At 36.6% G+C, this 24284-nt stretch carries 26 protein-coding genes and 1 riboswitch; of the genes, 23 read left to right on the forward strand and 3 right to left on the reverse strand.

The window, feature by feature from the left end; translation table 11 throughout:
• Positions 1-338 precede the first annotated feature (338 nt).
• The 3 genes from BLE01S_RS04460 to BLE01S_RS20330 all read left to right on the forward strand — a co-directional run bounded on the left by BLE01S_RS04460 (position 339) and on the right by BLE01S_RS20330 (position 3757).
• The gene (locus BLE01S_RS04460; RefSeq protein WP_066140880.1) at positions 339-2501 is read left to right on the forward strand and encodes a right-handed parallel beta-helix repeat-containing protein; all 2163 of its coding nucleotides are present in this window, start codon (positions 339-341) and stop codon (positions 2499-2501) included.
• Positions 2502-2625: 124 nt separating this feature from the next.
• The gene (locus BLE01S_RS04465) at positions 2626-3342 is read left to right on the forward strand and encodes a metallophosphoesterase family protein (protein WP_066137618.1); all 717 of its coding nucleotides are present in this window, start codon (positions 2626-2628) and stop codon (positions 3340-3342) included.
• A 149-nt stretch (positions 3343-3491) separates the two neighbouring features.
• Positions 3492-3584, forward strand: a riboswitch (cyclic di-GMP riboswitch).
• A 29-nt stretch (positions 3585-3613) separates the two neighbouring features.
• Positions 3614-3757, forward strand: coding sequence for an anti-repressor SinI family protein (locus BLE01S_RS20330; RefSeq protein ID WP_231955916.1), 144 nt, complete (start codon positions 3614-3616; stop codon positions 3755-3757).
• Positions 3758-3868: 111 nt separating this feature from the next.
• Here BLE01S_RS20330 and BLE01S_RS04470 read toward each other — a convergent pair whose 3' ends face one another.
• Positions 3869-4198 carry a helix-turn-helix domain-containing protein gene (locus BLE01S_RS04470; RefSeq protein WP_066137622.1) on the reverse strand — a complete coding sequence of 110 codons (330 nt, stop codon included), beginning with the start codon at positions 4196-4198 and terminating at the stop codon, positions 3869-3871.
• 94 nt (positions 4199-4292) lie between these two features.
• Complete coding sequence (locus BLE01S_RS04475) at positions 4293-5219, reverse strand: aldo/keto reductase (RefSeq protein WP_066140883.1); 927 nt, start codon at positions 5217-5219, stop codon at positions 4293-4295.
• A 127-nt stretch (positions 5220-5346) separates the two neighbouring features.
• On the opposite strand from BLE01S_RS04475, the gene BLE01S_RS04480 reads away from it, so the two are divergent.
• The 15 genes from BLE01S_RS04480 to BLE01S_RS04550 all read left to right on the forward strand — a co-directional run bounded on the left by BLE01S_RS04480 (position 5347) and on the right by BLE01S_RS04550 (position 19257).
• On the forward strand, positions 5347-5895 hold the full coding sequence (locus tag BLE01S_RS04480) for an NUDIX hydrolase (RefSeq protein ID WP_066137624.1): 549 nt from the start codon (positions 5347-5349) through the stop codon (positions 5893-5895).
• Positions 5896-7071: an endonuclease Q family protein gene (locus tag BLE01S_RS04485; RefSeq protein ID WP_066137626.1), complete on the forward strand. Its 1176-nt coding sequence runs from the start codon at positions 5896-5898 to the stop codon at positions 7069-7071.
• A gap of 86 nt (positions 7072-7157) precedes the next feature.
• Complete coding sequence (gene spoIIM, locus BLE01S_RS04490; RefSeq protein ID WP_066137628.1) at positions 7158-7805, forward strand: stage II sporulation protein M; 648 nt, start codon at positions 7158-7160, stop codon at positions 7803-7805.
• A 194-nt stretch (positions 7806-7999) separates the two neighbouring features.
• Positions 8000-8473: a ferric iron uptake transcriptional regulator gene (gene fur, locus BLE01S_RS04495; protein ID WP_066137629.1), complete on the forward strand. Its 474-nt coding sequence runs from the start codon at positions 8000-8002 to the stop codon at positions 8471-8473.
• A gap of 177 nt (positions 8474-8650) precedes the next feature.
• On the forward strand, positions 8651-8878 hold the full coding sequence (locus tag BLE01S_RS04500) for a YqzK family protein (RefSeq protein WP_066137630.1): 228 nt from the start codon (positions 8651-8653) through the stop codon (positions 8876-8878).
• Positions 8879-8884: 6 nt separating this feature from the next.
• A complete protein-coding gene (gene xerD, locus BLE01S_RS04505; RefSeq protein WP_066137632.1) occupies positions 8885-9778 on the forward strand; it encodes a site-specific tyrosine recombinase XerD in 894 nt (297 codons plus the stop codon).
• Positions 9779-10136: 358 nt separating this feature from the next.
• Positions 10137-11330, forward strand: coding sequence for a phosphopentomutase (gene deoB, locus BLE01S_RS04510; protein WP_066137634.1), 1194 nt, complete (start codon positions 10137-10139; stop codon positions 11328-11330).
• Between the two features lie 5 nt (positions 11331-11335).
• Positions 11336-12148: a purine-nucleoside phosphorylase gene (locus BLE01S_RS04515; RefSeq protein WP_066137636.1), complete on the forward strand. Its 813-nt coding sequence runs from the start codon at positions 11336-11338 to the stop codon at positions 12146-12148.
• Positions 12149-12282: 134 nt separating this feature from the next.
• Positions 12283-13446 (forward strand): D-alanyl-D-alanine carboxypeptidase family protein, encoded by a 1164-nt coding sequence (locus tag BLE01S_RS04520; protein WP_066140886.1) that lies wholly within the window; start codon positions 12283-12285, stop codon positions 13444-13446.
• Positions 13447-13654: 208 nt separating this feature from the next.
• Positions 13655-14005: an anti-sigma F factor antagonist gene (spoIIAA, locus tag BLE01S_RS04525; RefSeq protein ID WP_066137638.1), complete on the forward strand. Its 351-nt coding sequence runs from the start codon at positions 13655-13657 to the stop codon at positions 14003-14005.
• A gap of 3 nt (positions 14006-14008) precedes the next feature.
• Positions 14009-14449: an anti-sigma F factor gene (gene spoIIAB, locus BLE01S_RS04530; protein ID WP_066137641.1), complete on the forward strand. Its 441-nt coding sequence runs from the start codon at positions 14009-14011 to the stop codon at positions 14447-14449.
• 12 nt (positions 14450-14461) lie between these two features.
• The gene (sigF, locus tag BLE01S_RS04535) at positions 14462-15220 is read left to right on the forward strand and encodes an RNA polymerase sporulation sigma factor SigF (RefSeq protein WP_066137642.1); all 759 of its coding nucleotides are present in this window, start codon (positions 14462-14464) and stop codon (positions 15218-15220) included.
• Between the two features lie 99 nt (positions 15221-15319).
• Complete coding sequence (locus tag BLE01S_RS04540) at positions 15320-16810, forward strand: spore germination protein (protein WP_066137644.1); 1491 nt, start codon at positions 15320-15322, stop codon at positions 16808-16810.
• 149 nt (positions 16811-16959) lie between these two features.
• Positions 16960-18282, forward strand: a complete 1323-nt coding sequence (lysA, locus tag BLE01S_RS04545; protein WP_066137645.1) for a diaminopimelate decarboxylase — start codon at positions 16960-16962, stop codon at positions 18280-18282.
• Between the two features lie 603 nt (positions 18283-18885).
• Positions 18886-19257 carry a GNAT family N-acetyltransferase gene (locus tag BLE01S_RS04550; RefSeq protein WP_066137647.1) on the forward strand — a complete coding sequence of 124 codons (372 nt, stop codon included), beginning with the start codon at positions 18886-18888 and terminating at the stop codon, positions 19255-19257.
• A 59-nt stretch (positions 19258-19316) separates the two neighbouring features.
• Here the strand turns inward: BLE01S_RS04550 and BLE01S_RS04555 are convergent, their stop codons facing one another.
• Positions 19317-19856, reverse strand: a complete 540-nt coding sequence (locus BLE01S_RS04555; protein ID WP_066137649.1) for a DUF309 domain-containing protein — start codon at positions 19854-19856, stop codon at positions 19317-19319.
• A gap of 167 nt (positions 19857-20023) precedes the next feature.
• Here BLE01S_RS04555 and BLE01S_RS04560 point away from each other — a divergent pair, with 167 nt between their 5' ends.
• The 5 genes from BLE01S_RS04560 to BLE01S_RS04580 all read left to right on the forward strand — a co-directional run bounded on the left by BLE01S_RS04560 (position 20024) and on the right by BLE01S_RS04580 (position 24175).
• Complete coding sequence (locus BLE01S_RS04560) at positions 20024-20794, forward strand: segregation/condensation protein A (RefSeq protein ID WP_066137651.1); 771 nt, start codon at positions 20024-20026, stop codon at positions 20792-20794.
• Complete coding sequence (gene scpB, locus BLE01S_RS04565) at positions 20775-21350, forward strand: SMC-Scp complex subunit ScpB (RefSeq protein WP_066137654.1); 576 nt, start codon at positions 20775-20777, stop codon at positions 21348-21350. Before BLE01S_RS04560 ends, scpB begins: the two co-directional genes overlap by 20 nt.
• Positions 21351-21919: 569 nt before the next feature.
• On the forward strand, positions 21920-23044 hold the full coding sequence (locus BLE01S_RS04570; RefSeq protein ID WP_066137656.1) for a D-alanyl-D-alanine carboxypeptidase family protein: 1125 nt from the start codon (positions 21920-21922) through the stop codon (positions 23042-23044).
• Between the two features lies 1 nt (position 23045).
• The gene (locus tag BLE01S_RS04575; protein ID WP_066137658.1) at positions 23046-23639 is read left to right on the forward strand and encodes a nucleoside recognition domain-containing protein; all 594 of its coding nucleotides are present in this window, start codon (positions 23046-23048) and stop codon (positions 23637-23639) included.
• Positions 23640-23641: 2 nt separating this feature from the next.
• On the forward strand, positions 23642-24175 hold the full coding sequence (locus BLE01S_RS04580; protein ID WP_066137660.1) for a spore maturation protein: 534 nt from the start codon (positions 23642-23644) through the stop codon (positions 24173-24175).
• Positions 24176-24284 lie beyond the last annotated feature (109 nt).

Raw genomic sequence — 24284 nt, forward strand, 5'->3', positions numbered from 1 at the left:
TACCAGTTACTCTCGATGCAGACAATATTATGCACGATGAAATAACAATAAAAGTGTTGTTTAAGAACAAGCTAAGTGAGGGGTGATAAACCTCCTACGATAACCTTCTATCTAAAAGGAGCATTTTTAGAAAGTTATTTATTTGTTGGGTTATGCAATGAAAATAGTATTCTAAGCCCAATATATCGTTCTATGTAAGACACGACAAAACCCTAGGTATCATGAATATTCTAAATACGTTTTTAACCCCGAAATCCCATTTCCCCTGTATTTTAATAAATAAAGATTAAACATTACTGATGATGAAAATCTTTTTATTTAGGGAGTGATATGATGTGATGAAAAAGTGGATTATTATATCGGCAGTGTTAGTGTCTATGATCGGAGTAGTGTTTCTGGTTAATACTGCTTTTAAAACGACAGCTGTATTAATGCCGGATACAAAAAGTACTATGAAAACTCCAGTCTATGAGCTGGATCTAAGTAGATGGGGTGTACATAACGATGGGACTCATCCGCTAGAAACGACTAAAGGTATCAATTCCGCGCTTGTATGGGCGAAGGAACAAGGTTATAAAACATTTAACATTCCGGACGGGACATATCTTATTGCCAAAGGGACAAAACAAAGAGATTCTGAATCAAGAATCAATATGGTTAGTGACATGGATTTACATTTGAATGAAAAGACGATCCTGCAAAAAGAGGCCAATGAATTTGAAATTTATTCTGTCCTTTATATTGGTCCAGATGTAAAGAATGTTACGATCAAAGGGGGAACTTTTCTAGGGGATCGTAATCATCATGATTACTCAAAAAAGGGTCCAGATACTGGAGGGACACATGAATGGGGAAATGGCATTGAAATCATTGGTGCCGAGAATGTAGTAATTGACGGGGTGAATACGAAAGAGTTTACAGGTGATGGGATTTTTGTGAGCGGAACCAATGTGACGGGGTCAACTATTGAAGAGACATCTTTAGAGTTAGGGGATTTTAACGAAAAAGGACAACCTGTAAAAGCCGAAGGAAAGATTCGTACCAAAAATCGAGAAGTCACCCATTTTGAGGATCCTGCATACGAAACATTTAAGAATATTCATTTCTGGCTTCCGGAAGGAATTACAGATGGAAGTAAGGTAGATGTATATTATTATCGAAAAGATGGAAGTTTTATCAAAGCGGATAAACAAATAAAATTCTATTCGGGTGAGTCGATAATCCCAAATGAAGCTGACTTTTTTCACGCTGTTTTTGAAGCTCCGTCAATTAAAAAAGTTAAAGTGAATCGAATGACTGTTGACGTTTCAAAAAATGTTACAATTATGAACTCTGATATTGGATACAATCGAAGGCAAGGTATTAGCTTGGTTGGTTCGGATGGGGTGCAAATTATTAACAATCATATTCATCATACGAATGGAACTGCCCCACAAAGTGGTATTGATATTGAACCAGGTTTTTTTCCAGGGAAAAACACAATCATTACAGGAAATACTTTTACTGACAATAAAATTCAAATTGTTCTTGCTTATGGAGAGAATGTAACGATAGAAGATAACCAATTTGAACAAAATATGGAAGAAGGCATCGGTGTACATGCACATAAAGGTTTTAGGGGAGAAGTAGTTGTAAACAATAACAATTTCATTGGCTCAGGATTAACCTTATATGCGGAGAATGCAAAAGCAGATGGTAATCAATTCAAGAATGGTAGGGTAAAACTCCTTGGAAAAAATATCATTTTTAGTAATTCCTTATTAGTAGATGTAAGCTTAAGCGCAGGAAATGAAGTGGACCAAAAGATATCTAATTTAAGTATTGAACATAATGGTGTTCAACCTGGAATTCTATATATTGGGGACCAAGCAGTAGATTTAAAAGATGTGGAAATTAAAGCAAAAACGAAAGGTAAGGGTCTCATTCTCGGAACGGGGAACAGCCAAAGTGTCTATGAACGGCTCACAGTGATAGACAGTGATCGGCAAGGGACCATTCTACCTGCAGGTACGTATAACCAATGTTCCTTCGAGGCAGGTGGTCTGGAGATTAATCGTGTTGGTACATACGTATTAGATGATTGTATTTTAAAGGATAAGGAAAACCTGCTGACAATCAATAGTATATATGGGAAACCGAATGTCTCTGTTAAAAACTCTAAACTAGAAATTACAGAAAACATTGGATATGGGGCTGCCGTCTATGTTTCAGGGAGCAAAAATTTTGAACTGTTGGATAGTATAGTTTCAGCAAAAAGTAGCGTTAGCAAATTTCCACTTATTAAAATTGGCCCATACGGGAAGCCGAAACCTACTGATGTATTTGGGGTGAAGATTATAGGGAATGATCTCTATACTAAAAGCTCTGTCATCGGTGTGGACACTTCTAATGCCGGCACAAATGCACCAGCTTATCAAGTGCAAGATAATAAATTATATAACGCTAAGTTAAAATTGACTTCAAAAGACATTAAAAATAATAATAAAACAATGCAAAAGTGAAAAGGATTCTTCCTCCTAAAAAAAGGAGGAGTGTTGTTTTTTAGAATTTTACCATTGGTTAGAGAGTTAATCAATTTGATTCAAACGAAAATTATATTATGAGAAATGAAAGGAGGATTTTTTAATGAAACTTGCTTTTATCTCAGATATCCATGGCAATGCTATTGCTTTAGATGCAGTCATACGGGATATGAAAGAGAGAAATGTGGATAAAATATATGTTCTAGGTGACATTAGTTTCCGTGGGCCTGAACCACAGCGTTCGCTTAATTTAGTTAGATCTCTAAACTGTAAAGTTATTAAAGGAAACGCAGATGAATGGGTGGTTCGGGGAATAGAAAAAGGAGAGGTACCAGATCAGGCTCTAGGGATAATGACGGAAGAACGTGAGTGGACTTTTTCGCATTTAGATGAGGATAGTATCAAATATTTAGGAAGCCTCCCAACGGAATTAACGTTTGAAGTGGAAGGAGTTAATTTTCATACCTTCCATGCAACCCCAAATAGTTTATTTGAAGTCATTCAGCCGTTCGAAAGTGATGATAGTTTGAGCAAGAAATTAATGACCCGTGAAGCTAATGTATACATATATGCTCATATTCACAAACCTTATATTAGGTATATAAATGGTAAATGTCTAATCAATATAGGTAGTGTAGGATTACCATTCGATGGAGTGAATAAGTCCTCGTATTCTATCATTGACATTAATGGTGATGGTATACAAACGTCAATTGTAAGAGTAGATTATGATGTGAATCAAGTGATTAATCAATTTAGTGAGTCTGATTATCCTAATGTTGAAAACATGACTAATGTATTGAAAAATGCAAAACTATAACAGTTTTATAAAGTTAGAATACATAAGATTATGTCGTGTTTACCCTAAAAAGCTTGTGTAAATTTTTTATTGAACCGACAAATTATAACAAGAAAAGCAAAATTAAACTGTAAGATACATGTATGGGAGTAATTATGTGGTTCGCCAGGCATAGAAAAAGGCAAACTCGTTGAAAGATGGGGACGCAAAGTCACAGGTCTAAGGTATTGATTGTAAAATACTAAGATGGCTGGATTGCCTTAAATACGATTTGTATTTTGGGGGGAAGAGCGTGATTGAGACAAAGGTGAGTATGAAGGGGATGGATAAGGAGTGGATGTGGCTAATAATTGAGGCGAAAAATTTAGGGATTGCTAAGGAAGAAATTAGGCAATTTCTCGAAAAAAAGCGTGTTAAAGACCTAGGTTTGCTTTAACCTTACGCTTACCTTGTATTTGTTCGGCTGTAGCAATATAAAACAACTGGTATCATAAATTTTCTAAACAAATAAAAAAACGTTATATGACTTAAGTCATATAACGTTTTTTTATTTGTTTTCTATTTTCCATTTATTAAATTCGAGAAATTCACGGAATTCTTGTTTGGAGACGCCGGAAGCCATCGCCTCACGAACGAGTAATTCCCAATCTTGATCAAGTTGCTCATTGTTTTCATTATCTGTTTCACCGTGAAGTAAGTAGTTCACAGGGATGCCCAATACCGATGAAATTTTTTCTAAAAATTGTATGGAGGGATTTGATTGGATCTTACGTTCAATTGAACTTAAATAAGATTTTGCAACCCCTGCTTTATCAGCTAATTCTGATAAGGACATATTTTTTTGTTTTCGATATTCTTGTATTCGTTCGCCAATCATGCAAAATGTCACCTTCCTTAAGAAAAATTATACCATATAACGAAGGCTTGTTTCATATTTAGAACACTTGAATTTAAATAATAAAATTACATGATCATTGGTGTTGATTATATGTGGTTGCTTTTGTAATCATTTTTAAAAAAGTAATTTCATCATCCGTTAGAGGTGAAGCGTTTACTGCACGCGCATTATCCTGTATTTGTTCAACAGAGCTGGCGCCAGTTACAACAGATGCGACGGCATTGTTAGACAGATTGAATTGCAAGGCGATTTCGTTTATTGTTCGTGAGCCTACTAACAATTTGGATCGAATACTTTGCAGTAAATCTTTTATATCCGCTCCATTATATTCAAGATAATCTTCTTCAAGTAATTTACCTGTATCCATGATTTCGAGCATTTTATCACTTAATAACCCTTTGGCGACAGAACCTCTTGTGACGACACTGATATTATTTTTATTTAATAGCTTTAAAGTTTCTTCTGGACGACGGTCGAGCAAACTATATTGCATCATGACACTGACAAGTGATGAATCCTCGACAAACTTGCGAATAACATTAGGGCGAATAGAAGAGATGCCATAATATTTAATTAGCCCCTCTGAACGCAGTTCTTCAAATGCTTCAATTGTTTCTTCAATTGGGTCATCAATCGTACCTCCGTGAAGTTGATATAAATCAATATAGTCTGTGTTTAGACGATGGAGGCTATCTTTGACAGCTTTTTTTATATAAGTTTTAGAAGGGTCCCATTCCCAACCATCTTTATCTTCGCCCCAACGATTGCCCACTTTTGTAGCAATAACTACTTGATCGCGTATGCTTGAAAGAGTTTTTCCGACAAGTTTTTCATTCACACCATATTCGTATAAATCAGCTGTGTCAAAATAATTAACTCCCTCGTCCAATGCTGCTTCGATTATCTTAGTGGCTTTTTGCTCATCCGTCCCCAGTGACATACAGCCGAGTCCTAATTTTGAAACTTGTAAATTTGAAAGTCCTAGTTTCCTTTTCTCCACATCCATCACGCCTTCCTTTGTCTTTATATTAACGGATTAGTAGAAGTTAGCCAAAGTTAATGTTTGAGAATCTGTATGATATTATAAATGATTATTGGGAATATATTAAATAGGGAGCTGGACATAAATGAAGAAATTTGAAGAAAAGACATTGAATACAAACAAAATTTTTGAAGGAAAAATCATTAACTTACAAGTAGATGAGGTAGAACTTCCAGATGGAAAAATAGCTAAACGTGAAATCGTAAAACATCCCGGGGCAGTTGCGGTCATTGCTCTGACAACAGAAAATAAAATAGTCATGGTGGAACAATACCGTAAACCATTGGAACGTTCGCTACTCGAAATTCCAGCGGGAAAGCTAGAACCAGGAGAAAAGCCGGAGTTATCAGTCGTTAGAGAATTAGAGGAGGAAACTGGCTATGCAGCAGGAAAACTTGAACACTTAATTTCCTTTTATACCTCACCAGGTTTTGCGGACGAATTGATCCACCTTTATATCGCTACTGATTTACAAAAGGTTGAACATCCTCTCAGTGGAGATGAAGATGAGTTTGTTGAACTTGAAGAGGTTACGTTGGAACAAGCAATAAAATATGTGGAGGAAAAACGAATCTATGATGCGAAAACAGTCTATGCGGTTCTTTATTTACAATTGAAAATGGGGATGAATTAGATGAATACTTATTTTGCAGATCTTCATGTGCATATTGGAAGGACTTACAAAGATAAACCGGTAAAAATAACAGCTGCACGTAATCTCACATTAACAAACATTTTAAAAACAGCAAAGTTTCCAAAAGGGTTAGATATTATTGGTGTGATTGATTGTCATTCGCCTGAAGTAATCGAAGAGATGGAAGGCTTATTAGAAAAAGGAGAACTGGTGGAAATGGAAGAGGGCGGCTTTCGTTTTGAAGATGAAGTAACGCTCATTCCTGGTACGGAAATAGAAGTATATGATGAGCGTTGTCATGGCCCAATTCATCTACTAGTTTATTTCCCAAGCTTCATAACTGTAAAGGAATTTTCTCAGTGGTTATCTAATCGAGTGACGAATATTCAACTTAGCACACAAAGAATGTATGAAGATGCTCAAGCGTTACAAGAACAGGTGAAAATGCTTGGCGGGTTGTTTATTCCTGCCCATATCTTTACTCCATTTAAAAGTTTGTATGGTAAAGGGGTCGAAGAGTCACTTACAGAAATCTTGAATCCCGAACTCATTGACGCAGTAGAACTTGGGCTAAGCTCCAATACAGAAATGGCAGATCAAATTTCTGAATTACATCACTATACATTTGTTTCCAACTCTGATGCCCATTCCTTACCGAAAATTGCTAGGGAATATCAAAAGATGTGGCTTGAAGCTCCTACATTTAATGCTCTTGCCGATGCTTTGAAAAGAAGAAATGGAAATTATATTGAAGCAAACTATGGGTTAAATCCTTTTCTAGGGAAGTATTATCGAACAGCATGTGCAAAATGTTTTACCCCTCAAGAGGCAGATGTGTGTAAAAAATGCGGATCGAAAAAGTTTACAAAAGGGGTATCTGAGCGAATTGGAGAATTGGCAAGCTCCGGGGTGGACGATTTGCCAAAAAGACCATCCTATATTCATCAAGTGCCATTAGATTTTATACCAGGTCTCGGACCTAAAACGTTAGACAAGCTTCTCGATCACTTTGGAACAGAAATGAATATTTTGCACCATGTTACTGAAAAAGCGCTCATAGATACAGTTAAACCAGAATTAGCATTGATGATTAGTAAGGCCCGTTCTGGCACTCTCCACATTGCAGCAGGTGGAGGCGGTAAATATGGAAAAGTTAAAAAAGTAAAATCTATATAAATAGGTGTGGAGTAATTTTATTATTGTCATATCTACTGCTTGTCCCTCATAACATGTATTAATCGCAGAACAGGGGGAAGCAAAGAATGCGCAATCGATTCTCTTCTAATTTAATTACTCGTCATATAAGGGATTATTCTTCCATTTATACATTCATCATGGTTTTATTTTTAATGGGTATCATTTTTGGGGCGGTACTTGTAAATAGTTTATCAGCTCCTCAAAAAGAAGATCTATTTTATTATTTAAACCAATATTTTACTAAAGTATCAGCTGGAGAAACCGCATCATCAGAAGAGCTGTTCAAACTTAGTTTGCTGCATAATATTAAATTTACTGGGCTAATGTGGGTATTAGGTATTTCAATAATTGGGTTTCCACTTATCTTTATTTTAATATTTATTAAAGGAATCGTTGTTGGGTTCTCAGTTGGATTTCTTGTAAATCAGATGGGCTGGAATGGATTACTTCTTTCATTTGTATCATTATTTCCGCAAAATTTATTCATCATTCCTGTCATCATATTTATTGGAGCATGCTCAGTTGGGTTTTCGATGATGCTAATCAGAAAGATATTTATCAGAAAAAGCATCACTTTTCAACTTACTCCTATTTTTTCTAAATATATATTGGCTTTCATTGCTGCTGTTGCTATTCTTACGATTGCGGCCAGTGTTGAAGCGTATATCGCTCCGGCACTAATGAAAACAATTATTACTTCCATATCCAATTGAAGAAATAACATCATAGCTTTAATTAGTAGCCTATGAGCATCGAGCCCAATGGCATAGATTGTACGTCAATACAAAAGCAGATTTTCTGTTTTGGTTGGTAAAATATGTACATCCTAATTATAATCATTTTAGTTTGATTATACCCATGCTTCTGCTATAATTAAATGGATAGTGGCGAGGGAGGATACATATGTATGGAAAGTCGCATTGATCGTATAAAAAAACAATTACATTCTGCAAGCTATAAGCTTACTCCCCAGCGTGAAGCCACGGTTCGGGTGTTGCTTGAACATGAGGAAGATCATTTAAGCGCGGAAGATGTATATCTATTAGTCAAAGAGAAATCGCCTGAAATTGGTTTGGCAACTGTATATCGAACTTTAGAACTTTTAACAGAATTAAAGGTAGTCGATAAAATTAATTTTGGCGATGGGGTATCACGATATGATTTACGCCAAGAAGGTGCCGCACATTTTCATCATCATCTAGTGTGTATTGAATGCGGTGCTGTAGATGAAATTAAAGACGATTTATTAGGCGATGTTGAGAAAATCGTGGAACGTGACTGGAACTTTAAAATAAAGGATCATAGACTTACTTTTCATGGTATTTGCTGGCGTTGTCATGAAAAGCAAAAAGAGAAAAAAGAAGACGAAGATCGTGATTAAAGCCTATTCCTATTAGGAGGAAGGCTTTTTTTTCTTGAAATCAGAATGACAAACTCGATCAAGGATATTGTTTACTTGGCCTTTAATAAAAATTCGCAAATACTGAATAATGTAAGTAGGACTGGGCATATGATGTTAACAACCGAATTTAGTATGATCGAAAAGGAATGGTAAAACATGAAGAAAATTGTACAAGTTTTCTTACAGTCGATGCGCTTATTTTTGTTGTTTACGGGATGCACAGTCCTCTTTTATTATGGTATCATGTGGATAAATCAGGAATATGAAAATTACCGGCGTTATGATGAGCCGGAAGGAACGGCGGTCAAGGCTTTTCAACCAATGGGAGATAAAGATAATGGCTGGTTTGATCGTCTTCTGCTTTTTTATCGAAATGGGGAGTAATGTTTAATGCATGATCAATTACAGGATTTTAGTCACTTTATGATAGTGGAGAAAGGTTTGGCTAAGAATACGATTATTTCGTATGAACGAGATTTAAAGCATTATCTTCAGTATATACAGAAAGTGGAACAGCTAAATTCTCTTAATGAAGTATCACGTGTGCATATTGTTCAATTTCTAGGTCATCTAAAAAAACAGGGAAAGTCGGCGAAGACGCTCGCACGCCATATTGCATCAATTCGCTCTTTTCACCAATTTTTACTGAGAGAAAAAGCTGTGGACCAAGATCCATCTGTTCATATTGAAACACCACAAATGGAAAAAAATTTACCAAGGGTACTAAGTTTTACGGAAGTTGAGTCATTGTTAGAGGCACCTAATATGGCAACGTCTATTGGTTTACGAGATCGTGCAATGCTTGAAGTATTATATGCAACAGGAATAAGAGTGAGCGAACTCATAAATCTTAACTTAGATTCTGTTCATTTGACGATGGGGTTTATTCGCTGTGTCGGTAAGGGGAATAAGGAGAGAATTATTCCGATCGGCACATATGCGACTGAAGTGATTGAAGCATACTTAGAGAAATCAAGACCAAAACTAAGAAGCCCTAAATATAAAACAGAATCACTTTTTCTTAATCACCATGGAAATAGATTAACGAGACAGGGCTATTGGAAGATTGTTAAAAAGCTTGCTGCAGAAGCTAAGATAGAAAAAGAATTGACCCCACATACGCTTCGTCATTCATTTGCCACTCATTTACTAGAAAACGGTGCGGATTTACGTGCTGTGCAGGAAATGCTTGGCCATGCTGATATTTCTACAACGCAAATTTATACACATGTAACAAAAACAAGATTAAAGGATGTATATACGAAATATCATCCTCGTGCTTGAAAAATAAGAAGTGTTGGCAGATGTAAACTGTAACATACTGTATACTGTTAGATGAAACAAAGCCGCAAGCTGCGGTTTTTTTAGTGTCTAGCTTCAGGGCCCAGCGACTAGCAAACTTCCGGTTTCTTCTTACGATAAGTCAACATCGGCTCGCCTTTTAGGCTTACCGTGTTTCCTTTATCTCGTATCAATAAGGTTCCTCGACTAAACTCGCCACATCCTGTGGCATCGTCGAGGGACCCGCATCATGCGGGTCCAGTTTGTACGTCGCTTAACGGGCGCTTATGCTTTTCTTAAAGTGGGTATGATATACATATAGCATAACAAAATGTATTTATTTAGTTGAGGAGGCGGTTGGATGCATTATTCAACATTCAAAAGAATTCATTTAATTGTACTAGATTCAGTAGGTATTGGGGAGGCGCCGGATGCGGAAGCATTTGGTGATTCAGGGGCAGATACTCTTGGCCATATTGCTGAAAAGATGAATGGACTAAATATGCCAAACATGGGTAAATTGGGTCTTTCACATATTAAAGAAATTAAAGGGATTAAGAAAGCAGAAAAACCACTTGCGTATTATACAAAAATGCAGGAAGCGTCTAGGGGTAAAGATACAATGACGGGACATTGGGAATTGATGGGTCTTATAACAAGCCATCCATTTAAAGTATTTCCAAATGGTTTTCCAGAATTACTAATTACACAGTTAGAACGCGCCTCAGGACGTACTGTAATTGGAAATGTCCCAGCAAGTGGAACGGAAATTATTGATCGGCTTGGTGAAGATCATATGAAAACAGGCGCATTAATTGTCTACACATCGGCAGACTCTGTTTTACAGATAGCTGCACATGAAGATATTGTTCCAATCGAGGAGTTGTATCAAATATGTGAACAGGCTAGAGAATTAACAATGGTAGATGAGTATAAAGTAGGGCGTGTCATTGCAAGACCATTTATTGGTGAACCGGGTGATTTTAAACGAACCGCAAATCGTCATGATTATGCACTGAAACCATTTAGCAACACAGTGATGAATGAGTTAAAAGATAGTGATTTAGACGTAATCGCTATTGGTAAAATTCACGATATCTATGATGGTGAGGGCATTACAGATGCTGTAAGAACCACTTCAAATATGGATGGAATGGATAAATGGATAGATGTCCTTGACAGAGAATTTACAGGTATGAGTTTTATTAATCTTGTAGATTTTGACGCTTTATATGGTCACCGTCGTGATCCAGAAGGCTATGGAAAGGCATTAGAAGAATTCGACGAACGCTTACCTGAGGTAATGGAAAAAATGCAAAAAGATGATCTTCTTATTATTACAGCGGACCACGGAAATGATCCAATCCATCATGGAACAGATCATACGAGAGAATTTGTGCCATTACTCGTATACTCACCAAGCTTTTCGAGTGGTGGCGAATTGCCACTTCGTAAAACTTTCGCTGATGTTGGCGCTACAATTGCAGATAATTTTAATGTAAAATGGCAAGGAGCAGGTGTAAGCTTTTTAGAGAACTTAATGAGTAAGGAGTAATGTGAATGTTTGACAAAATTCAAGAGGCAGCAACTTATATTAAAAATCAATATGGGGAGCGTCCTGATATCGGTTTGATTCTTGGTTCTGGGCTGGGTATTCTCGCTGAAGAAATCGACCAGTCGATAAAAATTCCATATGAAGAAATACCACATTTTCCAGTATCAACGGTGGAAGGACATACTGGACAACTAGTACTAGGAAACTTGAATGGCAAAAAGGTAATTGCTATGCAGGGACGATTTCACTTCTATGAAGGCTATGATTTTCAAGAAGTAACATTTCCTGTGCGGGTAATGAAATCACTCGGAGTAGACCAAATGATCGTCACCAATGCCGCTGGTGGCGTGAATGAGAATTTTCAGCCGGGGGATCTAATGATCATAACAGACCATATTAATCATATGGGCGGAAATCCACTAATTGGTTCTAATGATGCACGTCTTGGTCCTAGATTTCCTGATATGTCAGAGGCGTATAGCAAGAAATTAATTGATTTAGCGAAAGAAACAGCTAAAAAACAAGGAATATCCGTTCAAGAAGGAATATATTTTGGCAATACTGGACCGCTATATGAGACTCCAGCAGAAGTAAGAATGATAAGGAAACTTGGTGGAGATGCTGTTGGTATGTCTACGGTACCAGAGGTAGTTGTAGCACGTCACACAGGCATTGAAGTCATGGGTATCTCCTGTATATCCAACCTTGCCGCCGGGATGCTTGACCAGCCTTTAACACACGAAGAAGTGATAGAGACTACTCAAAAAGTGAGAGCCGATTTTTTACGGTTTGTAAAATCACTAGTTGAAGCGATGTAATAAAAGTATTGAAAAAGCCGAAGATCTCAGATCTTTGGCTTTTTTCTATGTAATGGTATAAAAAAATTACGAAAGGAGAGAATGGGGCTATGGAAAACATTCCCGTTTTGAACGGCATAATTGGAGGGGTTAAAATGAAAAGCTTTGTTCGTAATATAATTTGCCTAGTAATGATATTCACTTTATTTTCCCAAACTGTATTAGCAGAGGAAAAGCATGCTGAGCTTTCAGACGATTCGAAATCCGCAATTTTAATTGAAAAAGATACAGGTGCCATTTTATATGATAAAAATAGCCATGAAAAGCTTCCTCCTGCATCTATGACAAAGATAATGACGTTGCTTTTGATCATGGAAGCAATTGATAGTGGGAAACTGACCATGGAAGATAAGGTGCGAACAAGTGAATATGCAGCATCTATGGGAGGATCACAAATATTCTTGGAACCCGGGGAAGAAATGAAAGTGAAAGAAATGCTTCTCGCAATTTCGCTTGCTTCAGCAAATGATGCATCTGTAGCAATGGCGGAAAAAATTGCAGGAAGTGAAGAAGCGTTTGTCGATATGATGAATAAACGGGTAAAATCACTAGGACTCAAGAACACCAAATTTAATAATACAACAGGGTTACCAGTAGAAGATCATTATAGTACTGCTTATGATATGGCTATGATGGCAAAAGAATTATTAAAATATGAAGATATTACTGATTTCACAAAGCAATATGAATCATATTTGCGCGAAAATACGGATAAGAAATTTTGGCTTGTAAATACAAATAAACTTGTGAAGTTTTATCCGGGTGTAGATGGGCTTAAAACTGGTTTTACAGGAGAGGCCAAGTATTGTCTAACTGCTACCGCTAAAAAAGACGATATGCGTGTAGTAGCTGTAGTTTTCGGAGCTACTACATCTAAAAGCAGGAATGCCCAAGTAACGAAAATGTTAGACTATGCTTTTGCGCAATATGCTACGCATTCTATTCATAAAAAAGGAAAAGTAATAGAAAAAGTAAAAGTGAGCAAAGGCAATCACAAAGAGATAAATGCGATTACAGGGGATCAAGTTTCTGTATTAACGAAAAAAGGCGATAAGACAGATGGATTAAAAACAGAAATAAAAATAAATAAACAATTAAATGCTCCAATAAAGAAAGGCGAGCAGATTGGCACAATTATTATTAAAAAAGAAGACAAAGAATTGTCTAAAACACCACTAGTTGCTGAAAAGGATGTAAAAAAAGCAACTTGGTGGGAACTTTATAAACGTGCTTTTGGTTTGTTTACTCAATCTAGATAAAAGGTGAAAATTTTAGCGAATTGCTTCTAGTTTTGTCATGTGGAAGGAATCAAGAAGGTCTAAATAGAATTACTCACTATACCTATAAACGGAGGCGTCTGTTTAGGGATATGAACAGAAATGGTGAAATCTAAGTTCATACTAAGCAGATGCTGAAGTTAGGCATCAAGGAAAGCGAAAGCATAAATAAACAAGGAGGCTTAGGATAGTGAGTCTTACAGTTGATTTAGAAGTGAAGCAAGAAGCGTTATGCATTCGTTTGGCTGGGGAATTGGATCATCATACAGCTGAATATCTCAGAGAAAAAGTAACTGCAGCAATTGAAAAACACCAAATTATCCATCTTATCTTGAACTTGGAGAAACTCACATTTATGGATAGTTCGGGATTGGGGGTTATCCTAGGAAGATATAAACAAATAAAATTAAAGCATGGTGAAATGGTTGTTTGCGCAATTTCCCCACCAGTAAAACGCTTGTTTGAAATGTCTGGACTATTTAAAATTGTAAAGCTTGAAACCTCAGAACAATTTGCGCTTGAAAGATTGGGGGTTGCATAATCGATGAGAAATGAAATGCAGATTCAATTTAGTGCTCTCAGCGAGAATGAATCCTTTGCTCGTGTGACAGTGGCAGCTTTTATTGCCCAGTTAGATCCAACTCTTGATGAGCTAACAGAAATCAAAACGGTTGTATCTGAAGCAGTGACTAATGCAATTATTCATGGCTATGAACAAAATCCGACTGGTATCGTGCATATATCAGTGGCAATTGAAGATGGAATGATCGATTTAATCATACGAGATAACGGGGTTGGCATTACAGATATTGATGAAGCAAGGCAACCCTTGTTCACCACGAAGCCAGATTTGGAAAGATCCGGGATGGGTTTTACGATAATGGAAAATTTCATGGATCATCTGGAAGTGGAATCACACCAAGGTTCAGGCACAACAATTCGTTTAATAAAATATTTAACGAAAAACAAAGCGTTATGCAATTAAGGAGCCGCGCCTATGGATGTGGAACTTAAGAAAGAGACGAAACAGGGATTTTTAAAAGATGCTGAGGTCAAGGAATATATTAAAAGAAGTCAGGCGGGAGATCAGGGCGCCCGTGATTTATTAGTTGAAAGAAATGTTAGGCTAGTATGGTCTGTTGTTCAACGCTTTCTTAACAGGGGCTACGAACCCGATGATTTATTCCAGATTGGTAGCATCGGGCTGTTAAAGTCAGTAGATAAATTTGATCTTTCATATGATGTTAAATTCTCAACTTATGCAGTACCGATGATCATTGGAGAGATTCAACGATTCATTCGTGATGACGGAACGGTAAAAGTAAGTCGTTCCTTGAAGGAATTAGGAAACAGAATTAGAAGAGCTAGAGATGATCTAACAAAACAATATGGTAAAACGCCGACTGTGAATGAAATAGCTGCATATTTAGACGTTTCTAGGGAAGAAATTGTCATGGCACAAGATGCGGGTCGATCCCCAGCTTCTATTCATGAAACAGTATATGAGAACGATGGCGATCCCATTACATTAATGGATCAAATAGCAGATCAAAACGGGCAAAAGTGGTTTGATAACATTGCTCTTAAAGAAGCAATTAGGGGCCTTGGAGAAAGGGAACGTCTAATCGTATATCTTAGGTACTATAAAGATCGAACCCAAACAGAAGTAGCAGAACGGCTCGGTATCTCTCAAGTTCAGGTCTCGCGGATTGAAAAGAAAATACTGGAACAAATGAAAGAACACATGGACACCTAACGGTTTTCATGTGTTCTTTTTTGTATGAAAACCAATGATTTGCAACATACTAGTTGAATAAAAGACTTTACACTCCAATGTGAATAGGAGCAGATATGAATGCGTAGACGCAATAATAAAGAAAAAGATATATTAGACCAAGGGTTAGATACAATAGAACAATTTTTTAAAGAAAAAGTTGGGCTAGGCACAAGCTTCGATTTGGGCATCCGAAAATTAAACGTGTTAGGGAAAGAGATTCAAATATATTATGTAAATGGATTATGTGACACACTTTACATCGTTGAAATTATAAAAGAACTAGTTAATTTAAATGATAAGGAAAAACCGACAAAAGCTATTGGTAGTTTGATTAAGAATCGCTTGGTACATGAATCGGTAGATCCTGTTAATACAATGGATGAAGTCGTAGATCAAGTTTTATCTGGATTAATTGCGATCATCATTGAAGGGGAAGAATCAGCTCTAATCATTGATGTGCGTAGTTATCCAGGTAGGCAACCAGAAGAGCCTGATACAGAAAAAGTAGTTCGCGGCTCGAGGGATGGGTATGTTGAAAACATTATTATTAATACAGCATTAACTAGAAGAAGAATCCGCGATGAGCACTTACGGTTCGAAATGTTTAAAGTTGGAGAACGATCCAAAACAGATGTTGCTATCGGATATATAGAAGATATAGCTAATCCAGGACTTGTAGAGACAATTAGAAAAGAAATTTCGAATATCGATGTGGATGGCATTACGATGGCTGATAAGACGATAGAGGAATATATAATGAAGCAAGGGTATAACCCATTTCCTCTTGTTCGCTACACGGAAAGAGCAGATGTTGGATCGATTCATCTACTTGAAGGGCATGTATTAATATTTATCGATACATCTCCAAGTGTGATGATTACCCCAGCTACTTATTTTCATCACGTGCAGCATGCTGAAGAATATCGTCAGTCCCCGGCAGTAGGGACGTTCGTCCGTTGGACACGCTTTTTAGGTATTTGGGTTTCACTCTTTTTATTGCCATTATGGTATTTATTTGTGCTTGAACCTTCTATGCTTCCTGCTACTCTATCCTATATTGGACCTAATGAACTTTCGGAAATACCGATCATCATTCAATTGCTTGCAGCGGATTTAGGTGTTGAATTTTTACGGATTGCTGCAATTCATACACCGACACCACTATCTACTGCCATGGGGCTTATTGCTGCAGTCTTAATCGGACAAATTGCCGTTGACGTTGGTTTGTTTGGTCCAGAGATCATATTGTATATATCAATAGTGGCAATTGGTACGTTTTCAACACCAAGTTATGAATTAAGTGTAGCGAATAAAATGGTTAGAATGATTTTATTAATTGCTGTAGCCTTATTTAAAGCACCAGGTTTGATTATTGGTACGACAGTATTTATTCTATTCCTAACTCAGCTTAGACCTTTAAATGCTCCTTACTTATGGCCGGTTTTGCCTTTTAATCCATCAGCTTTTACCCATATCCTAATTAGGAGACCAGTTCCGGGTTCCATATTTCGTCCAAGTATCGTTCATCCAAGAAATAAATTCCGACAACCACCAAAGTCTGACCACTAATTGCAGAAAAATGAAAAATATGATAAAGTTTATCCTACTTAATAGATTGTTAAATAATCTAACTTTTCTGTATGGACGTAAATGCAAGCAATCGGTATTTTCCGATTGCTTTATTAATATTTTATATATTCGGATTTGGAGGAAAAGAAATGCATCTTTATGGTACCGCAACGATAAATACTACTGGTAACTTAGAAATTGGTGGTATAGATACAGTCAAACTAGTTGAGAAGTACGGGACACCTCTATATGTTTATGATACTTCATTGATTCGTGAAAGGGCACGTGCATTTAAACAGACATTCGATAATCTTGGTATTAAAGCCCAAGTAGCATATGCAAGTAAAGCTTTTTCTACTGTGGCGATGTTGCAGTTAATTAAGGAAGAAGGGCTCTCGCTCGATGTTGTATCGGGTGGGGAATTATATACAGCTATAAAAGCTGAATTTCCTGCAGAAAAAATCCATTTTCACGGAAACAATAAAAGTGAAGCGGAATTAATTATGGCCTTGGACCATCATGTTGGTTGTATCGTTGTAGATAATTTTTATGAATTGGAAATACTAAGTGATCTTTCAGTTGAGAGAAAGCAAGTAGTTAATATACTAATCAGGGTAACTCCCGGTATTGAAGCGCATACGCATGATTATATTTTGACTGGACAAGAAGATTCAAAATTTGGTTTTGATCTGCAAAATGGTCAAGCGGAATCTGCCCTTTTAAAGGCGCTTGAAAGTGAATATATAAATGTACTTGGTTTACATTGTCATATCGGTTCTCAAATATTTGAAACTACAGGATTTATATTGGCAGCAAACAAAATTTTAGAAAAAATGGCTGAATGGCATGCTGCATTTGAATTTACTCCACAAGTGTTGAATTTAGGTGGCGGATTTGGTATTCGTTATACTGCGGAAGACGAACCACTCGCTCCAGAAAATTATGTCCAAGAAATGATCAACGAGGTACAGAAAGAGACAGCACGATTAAAATTACCAATGCCTGAAATCTGGATAGAGCCTGGTAGATCGCTAGTTGGCGATGCAGGAACAACTTTATATACATTAGGTTCAAGTAAAAATGTCCCTAATGTGCGTAAATATTTGGCCGTTGATGGCGGTATGACAGATAATTTGCGACCCGCTTTATATGACGCTAAATATGAAGCCATTCTCGCAAACCGAGCAAATGAACAGCCTTCCGAGCTGGTATCTATTGCGGGTAAATGTTGTGAATCAGGTGATATGCTTATATGGGATCTTCAGCTGCCAGAAGCGGATAAAAACGATATACTCGCTGTTTTCTGTACAGGGGCATATGGATATTCAATGGCTAATAATTATAATCGTATTCCTAGACCACCAGTTATATTTGTAGAAGAAGGCGAAGATAAATTAGTAGTTAAAAGAGAAACATACGAAGATCTAGTCCGACTAGACCTTCCAATCACGAAAAGCGTAAGCGCTCGTTAAGCGACGTACAAACTGGAGGGGTTCTGACGAGATAAAGGAAACACGGCAAGCCTAAAAGGCGAGCCGATGTTGACTTATCGTAGGAAGAAACCTGAAGTTTGCTAGTCGTTGAGCGCTGGAGCTGGACATCACGAAAAGCGTAAGCGCTCGTTAAGCGACGTACAAACTGGGCCCGCATGATGCGGGTCCCTCGACGTTGCCACAGGATGCGGCGAGTTTAGGCGAGAAACCTTATTAACCTTATTGATACGAGGATAAAGGAAACACGGAAGTATCCAAACAGAAGAAAATTTTTGATCGTTCATTCGACGTTTATCCCGTAAAGTTGCGATTATTAATAATGATGTTACAATAATAATGAAGATTATTTTTAATGTCGTTCTTGTCCAAATTAAGGGGAATCTGGAATTGAATAAAAAAAACATTATTTTATTTGCATTAATTTTCATCGTAGCGATCGCCTGGGGAATGGGTTATTGGCTTTTTATTGCACCAAACCGTTAATGATTAATCCAACAGATTGACGTGTGTATAAGTATGTCAACTGGCTAGTAAGATTCATTTAAGGCTATGTGTGGAAAAAAGAATAACGAGGGATCATTTATGTTAATACGATATAAGAAAGCCTATGAGAAAATTGCGATGGGGCTTCTATCATTTATGCCCAATGAAAAAGATTTAAAAAAATTACAAATTTCAATGAAGATGTATGAAACAGAGGCTGGATGGCAACTTTTTTTATGGAAAAAAGAAGATGACATTGTTGGAGTCATTGGTGTGATTATTGATGGAGATAAGGTGGAAGTTCAACATATTTCTGTTAATCCATCGCATCGTCATGAGGGAATTGGGAAGTGTATGTTACAGTCGGTGAAAGACCTGCATGAGGATAAAGAGTTTTTTCCGAATGAATATACCGCTTCTTTTTTTGAAAAATGTGATGAGAACGAAGGAAAAAACAGTACAGATGCATAACGCATTCAGTACTGTTTTTTCTATCTAACTTTAACCCGAGTTTGAAAATGTACAGATGATTAAGAGGTCAATAAAAATGAACGACTAGCATTTTTTGTAGCTAGTGCTTGTTCGCGTTCTTCTATAACTTGAGAACGATCACGGGTTAAATGCCTATTAACAATAGTTTGAGAAACAGAGGTGGAAGTAACACCCCAAGGGAATCCAGCCTCTTCGCATCGTGCTTGGCATAAATGTAATAGTGTCGGATTATATATCGGAATATGATAAGATTTATATGGTTGATTAGTTATAATCTTTAATCGTATTTTTGCAAGTTCATCTATTAAAACAGAAAACTGTATTCCGAGAGAATATGTTTCTTCTTGTTTATCTTTTAATTGAATTAGAGCCTTATCTATCATTTTTAACGCTCCTTTTATATTACCGCGGCGATAATGATAAAAAGTTACAGCAACTTGGATAAGCCCTACCCATATAGAATTACGCTCCATACCATTATCCTTCCAATGGTCCTCGAGCACTTCATGACATTCAAAATAATCCCTATCTCCATGAAAGTGAAATAAAAAATCCAAATAACGTGCTGGAAATTGCAAGAAAATGCTCCTTTCTTAAACTAGATATTACCTTTCGTAAGTATAACACATATTTTTATTTTTCTTTATGTAGCCTATTGAGAAATGTTTTTTCTTCAAATTCTTGCTTTACTGTAATATGATAGATGATGGCGCAAAATATATTTGAGTTTAGAATTGGTGATTAGATGGGATACGAGGTAAAAATTGAAGCGTTCGAAGGTCCTTTAGATCTATTGCTTCATTTGATAAACCGATTGGAAATTGATATTTATGATATACCAATGGCAGAAATATCAGAGCAATATTTACTTTATATTAATGCGATGTCAGAATTGAAATTAGATGATGCTAGTGAGTATTTAGTAATGGCTGCCACTCTTTTAGCTATTAAAAGTAAAATGCTTCTCCCAAAACATGAAGAAGAAACTGATGACGATGAAGTGTTTTTTGAGGAAGATGATCCGCGGGATGAACTTGTGGAACGCTTAATCGAGTATAAAAAATACAAAGAAGCGGCATTAGCTTTGAAAGAAAAAGAGAGAGAAAGAGGCGAGATTTTTATGAAACCGCCTAGTGATCTTTCGGCGTATGCAGAAAAAGCTAATCAAAGTAATACTGATTTGGGAGTAACTATTTTTGATATGTTAGGTGCTTATCATAAATTATTGAGAAGAAAAAAGTTAAAGAAACCATTAGCGACAAAGATTTCTCAACAAGAAATATCGATAGAAACCAGAATGGCTGAAGTTTTGGCAGATTTAACTAAGAGTCATACGAGGGTACCCTTTTTCTCCTTCTTTCCAACTGAAGATAGACAGTATATTGTGGTAACTTTTTTAGCTATGCTTGAATTGATGAAACGTAAAGAAATTATCGTTGATCAAGAAGGGAACTTTGAGGATATTTTTCTAGCAGCAAGAAAGGGGGCTTCTGTAGATGGGAGAATCCATGCATAAAGGAATCATCGAAAGTTTACTGTTTGCCGCAGGAGATGAAGGTTTATCGCTTGCACAAATATGCGAAGCGATGGATACAACGGTAGAGGATGCACAACAGTTAATAGAAAGCCTTCGAGCAGAATATGAGAACGATGATGAAAGAGGCATCACTCTGATTTACATTGCTAAAACTTACCAGCTAACTACAAAGCGTAAACATGCAAAATTTTTGCGTAAGTTAGCTGAGGCTCCTGCCAATACATCAATATCACAGGCTAGCTTAGAAACACTCGCAATCATTGCTTATAAACAGCCAATTACTAGAATGGAAATTGAGGAGATTAGAGGAGTTAAAACTGAACGACCATTGCAAACGTTAATGTCTAGAGGATTAATAAATGAGGCTGGACGTGTAGAGGGATCAGGGAGAGCAATTCTTTATAGTACTACAAAAGAATTTCTCGATTATTTCGGACTAGAAGATCTTCAAGAATTACCTGAATTGGAAGATTTGACTCAAGAAGAGGGAATACAGGAAGAAGCTGATTTGTTTTTTTCTTCCTTTGATGATTAAAGAAAGAAAAGAGCTGTCCAATTATAATTGGACAGCTCTTTTCTTGTTTAACGATAAATATTGAAAGGAAACAAGTGCCTATATATTGTGCGCAATGATGAGAGCCATATTCCATTACCACACTTTGTCGTTATATCTCTTGATTCCAACACATTAAAAAGAAACTTTGTCACCTATAAATGAGTGCCGCACTCAACGACTAGCAAACTTCGGAATTCTTCCAACGATAAGTCACAATCGATTCGCCTTTCATGGCTTGCCGTGTTTCCTTTATATCGTATGAAATAAATAGTTCCTCGACTAAAATCGCCATGTACTTTGGCAACTTCGGAAGCCCGCATCATGTCGGTCCAGTTTGTACTTCCCTAAACGGACGTCTTCCACTTTTCTTATCATATCGTTCAAAATAAGTGCATAGACTTGTACAAATGGAGTGGGGGGAGTTTTTTTACTCGATTAGTTTTATGAAATGTTTATGTTGTTTTGTAATTTTTAGTTTTGTTTTCTAATCCTAAATAGACATATTTGTCCATTTGAAACTATATCAACAAAGAATGAGAGGCGAAACGATGAAAGCAAAGAGAAAGCTGGCATTTATCAGTCTTGTCGCCGTTTTACTAGTAACGGCTTTTATGCCGACAAAAGCAGCCGCTTTTTCTGTTAGCTCCTCAGGTGCAATCTTGATGGAGCAAAAAACTGGAAGAGTGTTATATGAAAATAATTCTCACGAGATTAGAAGAATCGCTTCCATTACAAAGATCATGACGGCAATTATTGCAATCGAATCAGGAAAAATGAATGATACCGTAAAAGTGAGCAAAAACGCGGTATACACGGAAGGTTCATCGGTCTATCTCACACCAGGAGAATCTATCAAGCTACAAGATCTTGTGTATGGATTAATGCTCCGCTCTGGTAATGACGCTGCGACTGCTATAGCAGAGCATGTTGGGGGGAGCGAAGAGGGGTTTGTTTTTCTTATGAATCAAAAAGCAGAAGAACTAGGGATGGAAAATACAATGTTTTCTAACCCACATGGATTAGATGATCATGAAAAACATTACTCCACACCTTTTGATATGGCGATTTTAACGAAATATGTAATGGAAAATGAAACATATCAAACTATTTCCGGTACAAAAGTATATAAATTTGAACGTGAAGAAGGACCACAGCAATGGAAAAATAAAAACCGATTGTTAACAGAAAAATATAAGTATTGTACAGGCGGTAAAACAGGTTTTACAAAAAGAGCAGGTAGAACACTTGTTACAACCGCTTCAAAAGACGGTTTAGACCTCATCTCAGTAACATTAGATGGACCAGATGATTGGAATGATCATATTTCAATGTATGAGTATGGCTTTAAAAATTTTCAATTAAAAAAGATTTTCAACAAGGGATCTTTATCAATAAAATTAGAAGGGATGGAAAATAAAGAGCTGTTTTTTGAAAATAATGTTTACTATCCATTAACCGAAAAAGAGTTAGCGGATATTAAAGTTGAATATCAAATGTTAGATCAAAAAAAAATACGTAAAAAAACAAAAGGAGAAGTTGGACTTGCTATTCTATACTTTCAAAGTGAAGCGGTTCGTAAAGTCCCTATTTTTGTAAAAGAAAAAGTTCATAATGAAAAAAGTAGGTGGGAAAAAATGAAAGATTTCTTTTTTAATCATGGAAGTGTGATGTAGCATGATTAACTATATATGGGTTGCAATGACGGTTATCGGTTTAATTTTTGCGATTATCAACGGGAAAATGAAGGAAGTAAATGAGGCAATCTTTTCTTCCGCTAATGAAGCCGTTACCTTATGTATTGGTCTTATAAGTATTCTTGTATTTTGGCTTGGAATTATGAGGATTGCACAAGAATCAGGACTTTTAGATAAGCTTTCGACGCTTTTTAAACCACTTATCCTAAAGTTATTTCCAGATGTGCCTAGTGACCATCCAGCTGTTGGATATATACTATCAAATATGATCGCTAACATGCTCGGCCTAGGAAACGCAGCGACACCATTAGGTATAAAGGCAATGGAACAGTTAAAGTCACTAAATGGCGGAAAATCATCAGCAAGTAGATCAATGGTTACTTTTTTGGCTTTGAATACTTCTGGGTTGACATTAATCCCAACAACCGTGATTGCGATAAGAATGAGTTATAATTCCACTTCTCCGACTGATATAGTTGGCCCAACATTAGTGGCAACAATTATTGCCACTGCCGCTGCAATATTATTTGATCGATATTTCTATCATCGGAGAAGGAGAAAGGATCTGAAATAACGATGCAATTAATCTCAGTTATTTCGCTATGGATTGTACCTATCATTATTGGTGTCATATTAATCTACAGTACATTTAAAAAGGTCCCTACGTACGAGCATTTTGTTGAGGGGGGGAAAGAAGGAATAAAGATTGCTATTTCTATTATTCCTTTTTTAGTTGGAATGCTCGTTGCGATATCGGTATTTAGAGTTTCGGGCGCTTTAGACTTTTTTATTCATTTAATACAACCGATGTTATATATGTTAGGTATCCCAGCAGAAATTGTACCATTGGCATTGATAAGACCAATATCGGGTACAGCAGCATTAGGATTAATGAGTGATATTCTTTCTGTGCATGGCCCTGATTCTTATATAGGAAAGCTTGCCTCGACCATTCAAGGGAGCACAGATACTACATTTTATGTTTTAACTGTCTACTTTGGAGCGGTAGGAATTAAAAAGATGGGAGACGCATTAAAAGTAGGTCTTCTAGCGGATCTTGTCGGTATATCAGCAGCTATAATGATCATTTCTTTCATGTTCAGTTCTTAATCTGGACATTTTTTTGTTATTTTGTGGGATTAGAAAGTAGACTTTCTTTGAATTTTGGCTTACATATGTAATAATTCATACAGTAAAAGCCCGTAATTATGAAGAGGTG

It is taken from the genome of Lederbergia lenta NBRC 16444, from assembly GCF_001591545.1.
GTDB lineage: Bacteria > Bacillota > Bacilli > Bacillales > Bacillaceae_C > Lederbergia > Lederbergia lenta.

Bases quoted from the DNA above. Each gene is read 5' to 3' on its own strand.
- BLE01S_RS04480 (WP_066137624.1), top strand. From the start codon at position 5,347: ATGAAGAAATTTGAAGAAAAGACATTGAATACAAACAAAATTTTTGAA.
- BLE01S_RS04570 (WP_066137656.1), top strand. From the start codon at position 21,920: ATGAAAGCAAAGAGAAAGCTGGCATTTATCAGTCTTGTCGCCGTTTTA.
- BLE01S_RS04575 (WP_066137658.1), top strand. From the start codon at position 23,046: ATGATTAACTATATATGGGTTGCAATGACGGTTATCGGTTTAATTTTT.
- BLE01S_RS04470 (WP_066137622.1), bottom strand. From the start codon at position 4,198: ATGATTGGCGAACGAATACAAGAATATCGAAAACAAAAAAATATGTCC.
- BLE01S_RS04460 (WP_066140880.1), top strand. From the start codon at position 339: ATGAAAAAGTGGATTATTATATCGGCAGTGTTAGTGTCTATGATCGGA.
- lysA (WP_066137645.1), top strand. From the start codon at position 16,960: ATGCATCTTTATGGTACCGCAACGATAAATACTACTGGTAACTTAGAA.
- BLE01S_RS04550 (WP_066137647.1), top strand. From the start codon at position 18,886: ATGTTAATACGATATAAGAAAGCCTATGAGAAAATTGCGATGGGGCTT.
- BLE01S_RS04520 (WP_066140886.1), top strand. From the start codon at position 12,283: ATGAAAAGCTTTGTTCGTAATATAATTTGCCTAGTAATGATATTCACT.
- fur (WP_066137629.1), top strand. From the start codon at position 8,000: ATGGAAAGTCGCATTGATCGTATAAAAAAACAATTACATTCTGCAAGC.
- BLE01S_RS04580 (WP_066137660.1), top strand. From the start codon at position 23,642: ATGCAATTAATCTCAGTTATTTCGCTATGGATTGTACCTATCATTATT.
- xerD (WP_066137632.1), top strand. From the start codon at position 8,885: ATGCATGATCAATTACAGGATTTTAGTCACTTTATGATAGTGGAGAAA.
- BLE01S_RS04465 (WP_066137618.1), top strand. From the start codon at position 2,626: ATGAAACTTGCTTTTATCTCAGATATCCATGGCAATGCTATTGCTTTA.
- BLE01S_RS04515 (WP_066137636.1), top strand. From the start codon at position 11,336: ATGTTTGACAAAATTCAAGAGGCAGCAACTTATATTAAAAATCAATAT.
- deoB (WP_066137634.1), top strand. From the start codon at position 10,137: ATGCATTATTCAACATTCAAAAGAATTCATTTAATTGTACTAGATTCA.
- scpB (WP_066137654.1), top strand. From the start codon at position 20,775: ATGGGAGAATCCATGCATAAAGGAATCATCGAAAGTTTACTGTTTGCC.
- spoIIAB (WP_066137641.1), top strand. From the start codon at position 14,009: ATGAGAAATGAAATGCAGATTCAATTTAGTGCTCTCAGCGAGAATGAA.
- BLE01S_RS04485 (WP_066137626.1), top strand. From the start codon at position 5,896: ATGAATACTTATTTTGCAGATCTTCATGTGCATATTGGAAGGACTTAC.
- spoIIM (WP_066137628.1), top strand. From the start codon at position 7,158: ATGCGCAATCGATTCTCTTCTAATTTAATTACTCGTCATATAAGGGAT.
- BLE01S_RS04560 (WP_066137651.1), top strand. From the start codon at position 20,024: ATGGGATACGAGGTAAAAATTGAAGCGTTCGAAGGTCCTTTAGATCTA.
- sigF (WP_066137642.1), top strand. From the start codon at position 14,462: ATGGATGTGGAACTTAAGAAAGAGACGAAACAGGGATTTTTAAAAGAT.
- BLE01S_RS04540 (WP_066137644.1), top strand. From the start codon at position 15,320: ATGCGTAGACGCAATAATAAAGAAAAAGATATATTAGACCAAGGGTTA.
- BLE01S_RS04500 (WP_066137630.1), top strand. From the start codon at position 8,651: ATGAAGAAAATTGTACAAGTTTTCTTACAGTCGATGCGCTTATTTTTG.